This is a genomic window from Colwellia sp. 5_MG-2023 (assembly GCF_030547795.1).
Lineage (GTDB): Bacteria > Pseudomonadota > Gammaproteobacteria > Enterobacterales > Alteromonadaceae > Colwellia.
The window spans coordinates 1-13,357 of sequence record NZ_JAUOPW010000009.1; the positions used below are offsets into that span (position 1 = coordinate 1).

The window sequence follows — 13,357 nt, forward strand, 5'->3', positions numbered from 1 at the left end:
CTGGCGGCATTGGCAGCGTTTGTTGCTATTTCTTGTGTGGCTGCAGCCATCTCATGTACAGCAGTTGCTGCTTGGATCGTTTCTTGTCTTTGATTTTCGACATTACCATTCGTGCTTATTACGACTGTTTCCATCTGATGTGAAGAGCTACTCAGATCAGTAATACCATTCTTCACTTCTAAAACTGATTGTTGCATTTTATCTACAAATAAGTTGAATCCTTTTGATACTTGTCCAACTTCATCTTCCGCATATATTTTTAAGCGGCGGGTTAGGTCACCTTCGCCTTGGCTAATATCGTCTAATGCAAGTGCGGTGTCACATAAAGGTCGGGTGATTTTAGCAGAGATATAAAGACTGATAAAAATTACAAGTGCAATTAACGAAGCACCGACAGTCCCAATGAGCAACATGGCTTTATTAATACTAGCATTCACTTTTAAACGAATACTAGCAATCTCATCTTCAATATCATCAATATAGAAACCTGAACCTACCATCCATTGAAATTTATCAATAGATTTAGCATAACCTAATTTAGTTACTTCCATATCTTTAGATGGTTTATGCCACATATATTCTACATAGCCACCACCATCTTGTGCTTTATCTATTAATTCCTTAATAACAAGCACACCGTTTGGATCTTTTAAATTATAAAGATTTTTGCCTTCAAGCTCCGGCTTTTCTTTATGCGCAATGTTTATACCATCGTATTTATAAATAAAAATATAACCATCTTTAGACTCTTCAAAAACAATATTACGTAAATAGCCGGCAACTACATTTTTTATTTGCTCATCATTAATCCCACTCGCTTGTTCAACTAAACTGCTCACGGCAGACAATGATATATCAACATAATTTTTAAGGGTTGCTCGTTTATCCTCCATCATTGTACTTTTAGTATTTTGAACTTGTTCTTCACCAAGTTCTTTAAGTTGGATATTGACCAAAAACATAACCACTAGAACAGCGACTGTTATAGGAGCAATTGAAAGCAACAAAATCCTTTGCTTAATACTGAGTGTGTTCATGATATTCCTTACCAGTTAGAGTGTTTTTTTAAGAAGGTAAAGCTAACCTTAAATCGATTGGAAGCCCTTACATGCTTATTTTTAAATAATTTTTTATTTATCAAGGAGTATAGATAAATTAGTTATTTCTACAAAGAAGTGAGTGTAAATTTTTTGTTTTATTATTAGAGTAAACTCTAAAAGAAGAGCAAAATGGTAATCACAAGTGATGTGAACTAAACCAAATCTACACATACTTTACTTAGTCGATTCTAGCGAATTGTAAGAAATATTACTATTATTTACGCTCTCTAATAATATTTCTTACTGCTTTTGATGTCAAAGTTTGATGTTTAAATTAATGCTTGGGCAATGGCTTATGATGATACAAATAGGGGATAGCTTGTTGATCTTGTTTGGTTGTAAATACACGTTTGGCATTTTTAAGGTTATTGGATTGTATCGGGCCTATGGTTAAATTTTCTATCCAATCATTACCACTTGTCATTTGAATAGGGGTAGGTACATTTAGTAAAGCGGTTTCACTATCAAATTCAGGTAATACTCGGCTAGCACTAAATAATACTCTAGGTTTAATATCTTGTTCGCCTATTCTACCGCGTTGACCCCAGGTAACCTTATAATCACTACTGGAAATAGTATCACCAATAGGTTGATTTGTTATTGCAACATCTCTAAAAATATTAAAACGTTTTTGCATCATCAATTCTTCAAACAACATGGCGTAATCTTCTCGTAAACTTGAATAAGCATAAAAGTCGGTGGCAGAATCAGGGCTAAAAATTATTTCTATATCTGTTGGTAAATAGGATTTTTGTGTATTGGTGGCACTTTCACCAGCAAAGCTAACTTGAGCCAAATCACGCATCGTTTGACTTTGCAGAGGGTACGCTACAGACAAGTTGTCTGATTCTGTATTATTGCTAACAGCAGCATCTAATATACGTTGTGAAGAAGAGTAGGTTGACCATCGACTACTAGGAAAAAAATCATTTGCATGGGCTAATTCATGGTACATTAAAGATGTAAGTCGATACAGACCATCACTTTCGGTTCGGTCAGTACGTACTGAACTAGGAATAGTAGAATAAGCGTAATCATTATCTTTTACATAGCGCCAAGGCATTACAAATTGAAGATCGTTTCCAAAATCAGCACGATAATCTGGAGCTTCATTTATTGTGTCTCGCTCTTGCGCAGTTAACCAAAAATTATTGGCATCAAGATAAATAGCACCTGTTGCCGCCCAGTAAAATGAGGGACGAACATCGTAGCTGATAACAATTGCAGTTGTTGCTCTAAGTAGGCGTTTTATATCATCATGAGGATCATTATTAATTAAAAACGATTTAAACTTTTCCCCCATCCATTGGTGGGATACAACAACTCGATCCATAATGGTATCTACAGATGGAATATCTGCAGCGTTTTGAACCTCACTCGCAATAAGAGGTAATTTATTTAGCGTACAAGAACTCGTTAAGGCATTTGAGTATACACAATCAACTAAATCATCTTTATAAGGGCTAGATTTATTGTAAGAGAATACCTTAGCAACGCGTGTCTCAAAATAAGCGTTATTGCTGATCGTATCAGCTGATTCAACAAGTATTGTTACTGTATCACTATATTTTACTCCATCTGAGGAAATTGAGGCTGTAAAGCTCAGATAAGTATCTTTATTAACTTGTGGTGCATCGAAAAAAATTGCTAATTTTCCGTTAGTGTCACTATCAGTTAATGTCACAGTAGGACCAGCAACTTGTTCCCAATTTAATAAATTACTATCAATGTCTTCATTAATTTCAGCTCTTAAGGATACTTTATTACCGCTACGTACTTCATGTGCTAATCGTGTGGTGATTAAACTTGATTCCCCTGTTACCGTGATAGTTTTTGTTAATGTTTGACTTGCACCACCATCATTATTAAAACTTACCGAAAAACTATATTCTCCTGCGCTAGCAGGTGTAAACCCTATAGCTTTACTTTTAGGAGCAAGCAAGTCTACAGCGTCACCAGCTGTTTGTTGCCACTGTATATTGGTTAAGTCACCATCAGGGAAATACAAAATTAAATCTACACCTTGGTTTATTGAAAGTGAGTCTTCAAGTTGCAAAATACTTCCTATAGTATCAACATTATTAGTATTATCAGATTGAGAGCTTCCACCACCGCAAGCTGACAACATGAGTGTTGATGAAAGTGTTAAGTGTAAGAAAGTATTTTTAAATGTCATGCTTTGAATCCTTTAAGTGCAGATAAAACAACCAAGTTAATCAGCTTTATCCGTTTTAGGTTTACGAATACTAAGTCCAAGTTCTTGTCCTTTATATTTTGCATAATAGCTACATCCTAAAAACATAGTAGAAGCAAATATAAGCTCTAATAGCGCCCAAATTCTATCACTTGGTAAGACCCATAATGTAGTTAATGAGTGTAAAAAGTAAATTAATACAATGAAATTTGCCCAAGCATGGGTAAATGGATTACCTTGTAAAATTCCCTTCATAGGGAAGAGTAGTGGCAAAATAAATAATAGAAATGTTGTTAAAGCGCTTAAACTTTCGCTCGGTGATAATACAAGCAACCATAAAGGCATAAAAATAAGTAAAGAAAAATAGCCAAATAAGGCTAATTTTCTGAGGTTTGGGGTAGAGATTTTTTGAGTTTTCATTTATTGCTTATAACCTTTAATCTAGAGCAAAGTTAGCATAAAGCTAGGGCATTTTGTGGCGGTCTACCTATCACGGCTTTATTACCATCACTTACAATAGGGCGTTCAATTAATTTTGGTGTAGCAACCATTGCCGCTATCAGTGTTTTATCATCGGCTTTACTTAGGTTTTGCTCCTTAAACTCAGCTTCCTTTACTCGCATCATTTCGATAGGAGTACAAGATAGTAAGGATAATATTGTTTCAATTTCTGCTTCGGTTAGTGGCTCTTTAAGATATTCAATAACTTTAATCTCTTTTTGTGAATTTTCTTTAATCAGCTCAAGAGTTTGTCTGCTTTTTGAACATCTTGGGTTGTGGTAAATTGTTAACATAATATATTCTTAATCAGTAAGGGTTAGTATTATAAACGTTTCAGCTTATTCTCTTGTTCTTGAAGTTGTAATATTCTAGCTTTTACGCGTTTTTGTAAAAGCGGTTGTCCTTCAATAAAATCATAACTTGTTTGTAATTCATCTACGGCTTTTTTATATGCACCCAATAAAGCTAATACCTCAGCGTTTGTTATATGCATTAAGCCTTTATTTTCTTGTTTTCTATAAACTTTTGTTAAAATATCATAAGCAATAAAGTTCTCTGGACTAACGATTAAAAAATCTTGAAGAACACTTGCAGCTTGTTCATATTTACCAGCAGTAAGTAACGCATTAGCATGATTTAAACTAATAACTTGATTGTTCGGCATCAATAAACTTAATTCACTTAACATGGATATTGCTTTGTCATATTCTTTTAATGATAAATAAACATCAGTTAGCGCATCAATATAAAATAGATTATTTTTATCTTCTTGCCTTAGAGCTTCTAAAATACTTTTAGCTTGTTCATAATTTTTATTTTCGAAATATGATAACGCTAATCCATATTTTGCACCAGCCTCTACAGCATAACTTTGCGTTCGTAATTGTCGTGCAAAATAGGCAATATTGTCGTTCGGGTTACCTTGATATCGAGCTTGAATTCTAGACTTAGCTAATTCAAAGTTGAGACTTGGAGCTAAACGACGTATTGGGTAATTATGAGCACGTTGTCTTGCGTCGGCTATTCGTGATTCAGGTAAAGGATGTGTAAGTAACATTGCAGGTGGTTTACTGGCGTAGCGGTATTTCTCAGACATCTTAGCAAAGAAACTTGGAGCACCTTGAGGATCAAAATTACTGTTTGCTAGCAAAGCAATACCAACTCTATCGGCTTCTTTTTCATTACTACGAGTATAATTGATACTGGCTTGTTGAGAAGCAGCCATAGAAGCACTTAATGCCGCCATGCCAACGGTAGGATTGACTAGGGCAAGTAATATACCTGAAACCATTCCTGCCATCGTTAACGATTGGCTATTACTTTGTGATTCCAAACGGCGTGCTAAATGACGTTGTGTAACATGAGATATTTCATGAGCTATAACAGATGCAAGCTCACTTTCATTATCAGCAGTTGTTAATAAACCACTATGAATACCAACATGACCACCAAAAAAAGCAAATGCGTTGAGTTCATCATTGTTAATTAAAAAAAATTCAAACGGATAATTAACATCATTAGCATTCTTAACTAGTTGATTGCCTAAATGATTGATGTATTCTATTAAAACGGGATCTTGAATGACAGGCTGAGTGGCACGAAGTTGGCGCATCATTGCTGTACCTATTTGTCCCTCTTTATCTAAAGAGAGGACACTAAAACCCGAAATACCTATCTCAGGTAATTTGTTTTTATTGTTTTGCCCATGGGCCTCGGCATCTAAATTAAACGTATTTGCTATTAACGTGGTGATAGCAATGCCTATTAATAAAGGTTTTATGTTAAACAATATGTAATCCTGTAATTAGTTTTATGAGAATGATATAAATAAAAGCAGTATATTAATGCTAAATACCCATCATTCTTTGACACCGATTATGAAGAAAGATTCGGTTAAAAATTAAATTATTATAAATTAAGTTGTTTGAGTAAGCTGTTCATTTAGCTATTTATATAAGAACAGTTAAGATAAGATATCAAATTGATTGTCGCAGATTACCTTGTTAAAAAAAAGAACTAAATAATGATCTTTCAATATGATGCTAGTCAAGAAAAGTGTCCACTTCCATTGGTTCAGTTACGCTTGATTTTGAAGAAAATGACTAAAGATGATGTTTGTGTGTTAAAAATACGTGATTCAGGCTCTAAAGAAAGTATACCTAAATTATTGTCTAAGTTAGGGTATGGTTTTAAGCAAAATATTATTGGCAATAACATTGTAGAAATAACGTTATCTAAAAATAATTAAATTTAATTAATGTAAAATATAATAAAACACAGTGGAGTAAAGGAAATATATGTTTAAGCTTTTTAGCGACTGGTATACCCGTAAGTTTTCAGACCCTCATGCTGTTACGCTTGTGGTTATTTTGCTCGGTCTATTTTTATTCCTCGCCTTATTTAGTCATTTATTAATGCCAGTACTTGTTGCGTTAGGAATTGCTTTTTTATTAGATCTACCTGTCAATAAATTGGTGGCTTTAAAACTTTCCAGAACTGGTTCAACCGTTGTTATTGTAGCAAGTTTTGTCGGGATATCATTAATTTCTCTGCTTGGCTTGATGCCAATTATCTGGCAACAAAGTAGTAATTTATTGCAAGAAGTACCAAACATGGTGACTGAAGGACAAAAATATTTATTAACGTTACCTGAAAAATATCCAGATATTATTCAAGCTTCACAGATTGAAACTTTTATTAATACAATTAAAGATAAGTCCCTTGAATGGGGGGAAGTTGCACTTAAGGCGTCTCTTAATTCTATTTCTGATATTGTAGCCTTAATGGTTTATCTTATTTTAGTGCCTCTGATGGTGTTCTTTTTTCTGAAAGATAAGCAAGATTTGTTTGCTACTTTCAGTCGATTCTTACCTAAAGAGCGTCGTATGGCGACTGCAGTTGGTAAAGAAATGAATCAGCAAATATTAAATTATATACGCGGTAAAGTAATTGAAATTCTTATTGTTGGCGCTTCTACCACTATCGCATTTGTATTTCTTGATTTACGATATTCTGTTTTATTAGGCGTATTAGTTGGTTTGTCAGTATTAGTGCCTTATGTTGGAGCAACGATTGTAACTATTCCTGTTTTTCTAGTTGCCTTGTTTCAGTTTGGTTTTAGTCAAGAGCTAGGATATGTAATGTTGGCTTATGGGATTATTCAAGCCATAGACGGTAATGTAATAGTGCCATTATTATTTTCAGAAGCCGTTAACCTTCACCCTGTCACTATAATTATTGCTGTAATACTCTTTGGTGGTTTATGGGGATTTTGGGGAATATTTTTCGCGATACCTTTAGCAACATTAGTTAAAGCAGTGATTAATGCTTGGTCTTCAACACAGGAAGACTTTGAATCTATAAATTAACTTAACTAGCAAGTAACATAAAGCGGCTATTGTTGTTTGTGCTGTGAAACCAGCGATATTACAGATAGTGATAGATAAATAAACGCTTTTCATTGATAAAGTCTCCATAATTAACATATGGTAGACTTTATCAATATTAACGCTTAAGCTTGGTTTTCAGTTAAGTAATCAATTACTACTTGGTGATGATCTTTCGTTTTGAACTTGTTAAATACATGCGCTATTTTACCATCTAAGCCAATTAGAAAACTTAAACGGTGAATGCCGTCGTATTCTTTACCCATAATCATTTAACCTTGGAAAGTGTTTATGACTAAAATTATGATATAGGCAATAAAAAACTATCTTTAACAGTGTGTTAAGTTAAAATTATTGTGTATTTATTCAGCTCTAAAAATTTATCATAAATTTTAGAGAAATGTCTCATTTTTTGATGATTTCATCAAAAAATTTATCATAAAAATGAATATACTCTTAGGCATTATCTGCTTCCTCTAATATTTTAATTATCATATCTTTCTGTAATCTCGGTAAATCGGTAGCCTATTAATTACGTTAACTTAATCCTCTCAAGCAGCAGTAATATAAGATCCCTCTCAAAATATTGATAATCATCTGAGATGTCTAAGTTGCTTATTTTAGGTAAATAAACATCCCCCGTGTGCTTTTGAATGCGTTCAATATGTTGCTTTTCAAATACATATACTTGATCAGCCCATTGCAACATTTCTACGGTACAAAGAGTAGAATTAGCTTTACTTACATATTTTTCGCTAAGGCCAGCTGATTTGTATTGGTGGTTATTATTGGCAGCACGAAACAACTCTTCAGCAGTTTTGCTTCGTTGTATATTACTAGTACATAAAAAGAGAATATTCATAGACGGCTATTCCTTATGAAAAATCACCTGTTCTCATGCGAATCAACATTCCCATCACTTCATCAGGATTAATCGACAGCTGCTCAAACGGTGACTTCCCTTGCAAAAAAGGTTTAGGTTTAGTGAGCCACTCTTGGCACAGCCGATCATCCAATTTAAATTGCTTCATCAACTCCTGATACATATCAAAATGCTCAGCATTTAAATGTTCAAGTTCGGCTAAATTAGTATGTTTTTCTGTAGAAGGTTTGCCGTTTTGATTGGACATAAACTTAAGCTTTTAAATAGTGATGATCTGTATCAACACTAAAGCATAAAATCTATTTGCTGTCTAACTCATAATGAGACATACTATTTCAACTCGAATAGAAAATGTCAATAGAATCAGATTTATCGAATGGAAAATTTCAGTTTTGCACAGAAGCAGCGCCTAGCTTATATCGACTTTAAGCTTTATTTTTCTGGGATGGTAACTCGCAGTGAAATAGTTAGTCATTTCGAATTAGGCCTAGCCGCAGCAACCAGAGATTTAAAGTTCTATAAAGATAATGCGCCTGAGAATATGGCGTATGACAACGTAGAGAAAAAATACTTCATCACCACGCAATTCAAGCCTATATTTAAACATGATGCTCGCCGCACGCTTATTAAGTTAGCGAATAACATTAGCTATGGTTTTGACTCTATTGGTGATACTTCATTCCCTATTGAATCGCCAAGCCCATTAAACGTGCCTGATATTGATATTATCGCTAAGTTATCTCAAGCGATTATCAACCAAAAGCCTATTGGCATTATATATACGTCTTTAAGCAGTGGTTCAGGTGCAAGAGAATTAGTGCCTCATTCAATAGTAGATAACGGCTTACGTTGGCATTTAAGAGCGTATGATCGTAAATCAAAATCATTCAGAGACTTTGTATTAACTCGCATTACCAAAGTTACAATTCTGGCACAGACTCCATCCCCTGAAGAAGATAAATTAGAAGATCATCAATGGATGCGTATAGTGCCGTTACAAATTATTCCGCACCCAAATAACGTTAAGCACCCAACCGCCATTAAGCTCGATTTCGGGATGGAAAAAGGCATATTAGAAGTTAACGTGCGTGCCGCAATGGCAGGTTATTTATTAAGACGTTGGAACGTGGACTGTTCTGAAAGTGGTTCACTTTCAGGTCCCGAGTATCAGCTCTATTTACAAAACATTCAAACATTATACGGTGCTGAAAACCTCGCTATAGCACCGGGATATCAGCAAAATTAAAAACGAATTTAAAGTTAAGTATATAAATTGGGGAAGAAGTCATGGCAGAAATAGATATATCGGACGTATTAAACTTAGCCCTTAAAAATTTACCAAGCAAAGACATACAACAAGCGATGCTCGATGAAGTGAAACAACGTATGGAAAGTGGCGAGAGTGAAGAGCTAGCGATCCACAACGTTTTTGGCAATAACTCACCGCTTAACAAAGCACATTAGTGCTAATCAATATTATTGGAATACAAATGGATCACAGCGCACATAACAAACTTATCTCTTTTATCTGGTCAATTGCTGACGACTGCCTGCGTGATGTATACGTACGTGGTAAATACCGTGACGTAATTTTACCTATGGTGGTATTACGCCGTTTAGATACCTTACTAGAGCCCACTAAACAAGCGGTACTTGATGAAGTTAAATTTCAAGTTGAGGAAATGGAAGCAACAGAGCTTGATGATGCACCTTTAACTGATGCCGCAGGTTATGTGTTTTACAACACCTCTAAATGGACATTAACCAGCATTAAAGAAACCGCAACCAATAACCGCCAAATCATTTTGGCGAATATTGAAGAATACCTAAACGGTTTTAGTGCTAACGTTAAAGAGATTATTGAATGCTTTAACCTAAAGTCTCAGTTTCAACACATGGCAGGTAAAGATGTACTGCTTGATGTACTAGAGAAATTTGTGTCTCCATATATCAACTTAACGCCTGATGAGGTTGAAGATCCAGAAGGTAACAAATTACCAGCCTTAAGTAATTTAGGTATGGGTTATGTGTTTGAAGAGCTCATTCGTAAATTTAATGAAGATAACAACGAAGAGGCTGGTGAGCACTTTACCCCACGTGAAGTAATTGAGTTAATGACTCACCTTGTATTTGACCCAATCAAATCAGACTTACCACTAACATTAACGTGTTATGACCCAGCTTGTGGTAGTGGCGGTATGCTTACCGAAACGCAAAACTTTATTAATGAAAAATACCCAGTAGAAAATACCACCCGCGATATTAATTTATACGGTAAAGAGATCAACGACGAAACTTACGCTATTTGTAAGTCAGACATGATGATCAAAGGCAACGATCCTAAAAATATTAAAGTAGGTTCAACCCTTTCTACTGACGAATTTGCAGGCCAACGCTTTGATTTTTGCTTATCTAACCCACCATACGGTAAGAGCTGGGCAAGTGAACAAAAACATATTAAAGAAGGCTCAGACGTAATCGACTCACGCTTTCAGGTTGTGCTAAAAGATTACTGGGGAAATTTACCAAAAGAAGGCTTTGTTGACGCCACACCACGTTCATCAGACGGCCAATTACTGTTTCTAATGGAAATGGTTAGCAAGATGAAATCTACCGCTACTAGTCCTTTAGGCTCTCGTATTGCCTCGGTTCATAACGGCTCTAGTTTATTTACCGGTGATGCAGGCTCAGGCGAAAGTAACATTCGCCGTTACATTATCGAAAACGATATGTTAGATGCCATAGTGCAACTACCTAATAACTTGTTCTACAACACAGGTATCACCACCTATATTTGGCTACTTAACAATAACAAGCCGCAAGAGCGCAAAGGCAGGGTACAACTGATTGACGCAAGTTTGTTGTTTAAAAAACTGCGTAAAAACTTAGGTAATAAAAACTGTGAGTTTTCACCTGAACATATTACTGAAATTACCCAAACCTATCTTGATTCTGCAAGTGTTGAGCGCCAATTAACGGAAGATAAAGATCCTACAGGTATTGCAGCCAAAGTATTCAATAATGATGATTTTGGTTACTACAAAGTAAATATTGAACGCCCAGACAGACGAAGTGCTCAGTTTAAAGACGAACTTATTGTACCGCTGCGTTTTGACAAAACTCTTCGTGAGCCAATGGAGCACCTTTTTGCAGAATATGGCGACAAGGTTTATCAAGCTGACTTTTTTACTGCTAATAGCAAAGAAAAAGAAAAGGAAATAATCGCTTGGTGTGAAGATAACGACATTAACCTAAACGCTAAAGCGAAAGTTAAGTTGCTTTCAACCGATACTTGGCTAAATGGTAAGTTGCTTGTTGAACTTGCAAACAAGCTTGCTGAAACCATTACCAATGAATATAGCGATTACAACTTATTTAAAGCTGATGTGGAAGCTCAATTTAAAGAAGTATCAGCTGATGTATTAGCTGATATTAAATCAAATAAACGCAAAGCTTTTTACACCACAGTTGTTAATGCCATGAGTTGGTACGACGAAAATGCTGAAAAAGTAGTTAAGAAAGTCGTTAAGTTTAAACAAGACAAACTTGATGAATTATTACATTACTTGGGTTGCGAGCAAACTGGCTCTTTATCTGAGGTGATGGCTGACTTTGGTTATTACGCTACAGGCACTAAAAATGAGTTCACTACTTATGAGTCAAATTCTGATTTACGTGATGCTGAATCTATACCGCTAACTTACAACGAAGGTAATGATAGCGAAAACTCTGAAATCCACCAATATTTCCTTGATGAAGTTCAACCTCATGTTAGTGAGGCTTGGATAAACCTGGATAGCACCAAAATTGGTTATGAGATCAGCTTCAATAAATACTTCTACCAGCACAAACCTTTGCGTGCAATGGATGACGTGGCGACTGATATCATTAGCCTTGAGCAAAAAGCCGAAGGATTAATTGCTGATATTCTTGGTGTTGATATTGCTAAAGTACATGGAGCGTAGTTATGGGTGAACTAACGACTATGCCTAAGTATGAGGCATATAAAGATTCTGGTGAAGGCTGGATAAGCGAAGTACCTGAACATTGGGAAGTAAAAAAACTAAAGCATGTTTTCTTCGAGAAAAAGCATACTCAGAATATGAGTTTAAATTGTGGCTCGATTAGTTTTGGTAAAGTCGTCACTAAAGATGATGATAAAATTCCACACTCAACTAAAGCTTCGTATCAAGAGGTATTAAACGGTGAGTTTTTAATAAATCCTCTTAACCTTAATTACGATTTAATCAGTTTGAGAATTGGGTTGTCGGAAATTGATGTTGTAGTTAGTGCGGGGTATATCGTTCTAAAAAATAAAGTAGATATGAGTAAAGAATATTTTAAGTATTTACTGCATAGATATGATGTAGCTTATATGAAATTACTAGGCTCAGGTGTGCGCCAAACAATTAACTTTAATCATATAGCTAACAGCCTGCTTTTACAGCCTCCTATGGCAGAACAAACCGCCATTGCCAGCTTTCTCGATAAAAAAACAGCACAGATTGATGAAGCGATTGCCATCAAAGAAAAGCAAATTGAGCTGTTAAAAGAACGCAAGCAAATCATCATCCAGCATGCTGTTACTAAAGGCTTGAATCCTAATGCACCTATGAAAGACTCAGGCGCCGATTGGATTGGACAAGTACCAAAGGCGTGGGAAGTAACTAAATTAGGTTTCATATCTAATATTGGAAATGGTTGTACACCTAGTAGAGCCTCGATACCTTTTTGGAAGGATGGGGTTATTCCTTGGTTAAACAGCTCAAAAGTAAACGATGGGATAATAACTGTAGCAGATCAATTTGTAACCCCAAGGGCTGTCCGAGATTGTCATTTACCACTTATAGAACCAGGTAGCCTTGTTATGGCAATAACAGGAGAAGGTAAAACAAGAGGGATGGTTGCTATAAGCAAAATCAAAACGACTATTAATCAGCACCTTGCTTATATTGAGGTTAATGAAGCGAAGATAAATCCATTATTCGTATTGGTTTATTTAAGAGGGATGTATAGTCAAATTAGAGGAGATTCTTCGGGGTTAGGTAGCACTAAGGGAGCCATTACGTGCGGAGATTTAAAAAAATACCCAATACCTAAACCGCCTATGAATGAGCAAGCCAAAATTGTTACTTATATTGAAAATGAAACTAAAAAAACCGAAGTAGCAATTGATTTACAAATTCAACAAATCGAAAAACTCAAAGAATACAAAACCACGCTAATCAACAGCGCGGTAACAGGTAAAATTAAAGTACCTGAAGTGGATTTAGAAATTAACTAACAAGGAAGT

At 35.3% G+C, this 13,357-nt stretch carries 13 protein-coding genes and 1 pseudogene; 6 read left to right on the forward strand and 8 right to left on the reverse strand.

The features are described from left to right. From Q4496_RS08370 to Q4496_RS08390, 5 genes are all read right to left on the reverse strand, one after another. Positions 1–1,037, reverse strand: a 1,037-nt coding sequence (locus Q4496_RS08370) for a cache domain-containing protein (protein ID WP_303610228.1), incomplete at its 3' end; no start/stop codon positions are given. Between the two features lie 337 nt (positions 1,038–1,374). Then, entirely contained in the window at positions 1,375–3,276 is a 1,902-nt protein-coding gene (locus Q4496_RS08375; protein ID WP_303610229.1) for a hypothetical protein, read from the reverse strand. A 36-nt stretch (positions 3,277–3,312) separates the two neighbouring features. Further along, positions 3,313–3,714 (reverse strand): DUF2069 domain-containing protein, encoded by a 402-nt coding sequence (locus Q4496_RS08380; protein WP_215972771.1) that lies wholly within the window; start codon positions 3,712–3,714, stop codon positions 3,313–3,315. 32 nt (positions 3,715–3,746) lie between these two features. Beyond that, complete coding sequence (gene arsC, locus Q4496_RS08385) at positions 3,747–4,088, reverse strand: arsenate reductase (glutaredoxin) (RefSeq protein WP_215972772.1); 342 nt, start codon at positions 4,086–4,088, stop codon at positions 3,747–3,749. Positions 4,089–4,117: 29 nt separating this feature from the next. Then, entirely contained in the window at positions 4,118–5,584 is a 1,467-nt protein-coding gene (locus Q4496_RS08390; RefSeq protein ID WP_252727450.1) for a M48 family metalloprotease, read from the reverse strand. A gap of 234 nt (positions 5,585–5,818) precedes the next feature. On the opposite strand from Q4496_RS08390, the gene Q4496_RS08395 reads away from it, so the two are divergent. Further along, the gene (locus tag Q4496_RS08395; protein ID WP_215972773.1) at positions 5,819–6,043 is read left to right on the forward strand and encodes a sulfurtransferase TusA family protein; all 225 of its coding nucleotides are present in this window, start codon (positions 5,819–5,821) and stop codon (positions 6,041–6,043) included. A gap of 49 nt (positions 6,044–6,092) precedes the next feature. Beyond that, positions 6,093–7,163 (forward strand): AI-2E family transporter, encoded by a 1,071-nt coding sequence (locus tag Q4496_RS08400; protein WP_215972774.1) that lies wholly within the window; start codon positions 6,093–6,095, stop codon positions 7,161–7,163. Between the two features lie 143 nt (positions 7,164–7,306). Here the strand turns inward: Q4496_RS08400 and Q4496_RS08405 are convergent. The 3 genes and pseudogenes from Q4496_RS08405 to Q4496_RS08415 all read right to left on the reverse strand — a co-directional run. Continuing rightward, a pseudogene (locus Q4496_RS08405) lies at positions 7,307–7,447 on the reverse strand (thioredoxin-dependent thiol peroxidase); the annotation flags it as partial. A gap of 266 nt (positions 7,448–7,713) precedes the next feature. Then, positions 7,714–8,043: a hypothetical protein gene (locus Q4496_RS08410; RefSeq protein ID WP_303610230.1), complete on the reverse strand. Its 330-nt coding sequence runs from the start codon at positions 8,041–8,043 to the stop codon at positions 7,714–7,716. Between the two features lie 13 nt (positions 8,044–8,056). Further along, positions 8,057–8,311, reverse strand: coding sequence for a hypothetical protein (locus tag Q4496_RS08415; protein WP_303610231.1), 255 nt, complete (start codon positions 8,309–8,311; stop codon positions 8,057–8,059). A 129-nt stretch (positions 8,312–8,440) separates the two neighbouring features. Here Q4496_RS08415 and Q4496_RS08420 point away from each other — a divergent pair, with 129 nt between their 5' ends. Genes Q4496_RS08420 through Q4496_RS08435 form a run of 4 tightly spaced genes read left to right on the forward strand, consistent with a single transcriptional unit; the run spans position 8,441 to position 13,348 of the window. Then, positions 8,441–9,310, forward strand: coding sequence for a WYL domain-containing protein (locus Q4496_RS08420; RefSeq protein ID WP_303610232.1), 870 nt, complete (start codon positions 8,441–8,443; stop codon positions 9,308–9,310). A gap of 41 nt (positions 9,311–9,351) precedes the next feature. After that, entirely contained in the window at positions 9,352–9,528 is a 177-nt protein-coding gene (locus Q4496_RS08425; protein WP_303610233.1) for a hypothetical protein, read from the forward strand. A gap of 26 nt (positions 9,529–9,554) precedes the next feature. Next, a complete protein-coding gene (locus tag Q4496_RS08430) occupies positions 9,555–12,029 on the forward strand; it encodes a class I SAM-dependent DNA methyltransferase (RefSeq protein ID WP_303610234.1) in 2,475 nt (824 codons plus the stop codon). A gap of 2 nt (positions 12,030–12,031) precedes the next feature. Beyond that, positions 12,032–13,348, forward strand: coding sequence for a restriction endonuclease subunit S (locus tag Q4496_RS08435; RefSeq protein WP_303610235.1), 1,317 nt, complete (start codon positions 12,032–12,034; stop codon positions 13,346–13,348). The last annotated feature ends 9 nt before the right edge of the window (positions 13,349–13,357 follow it).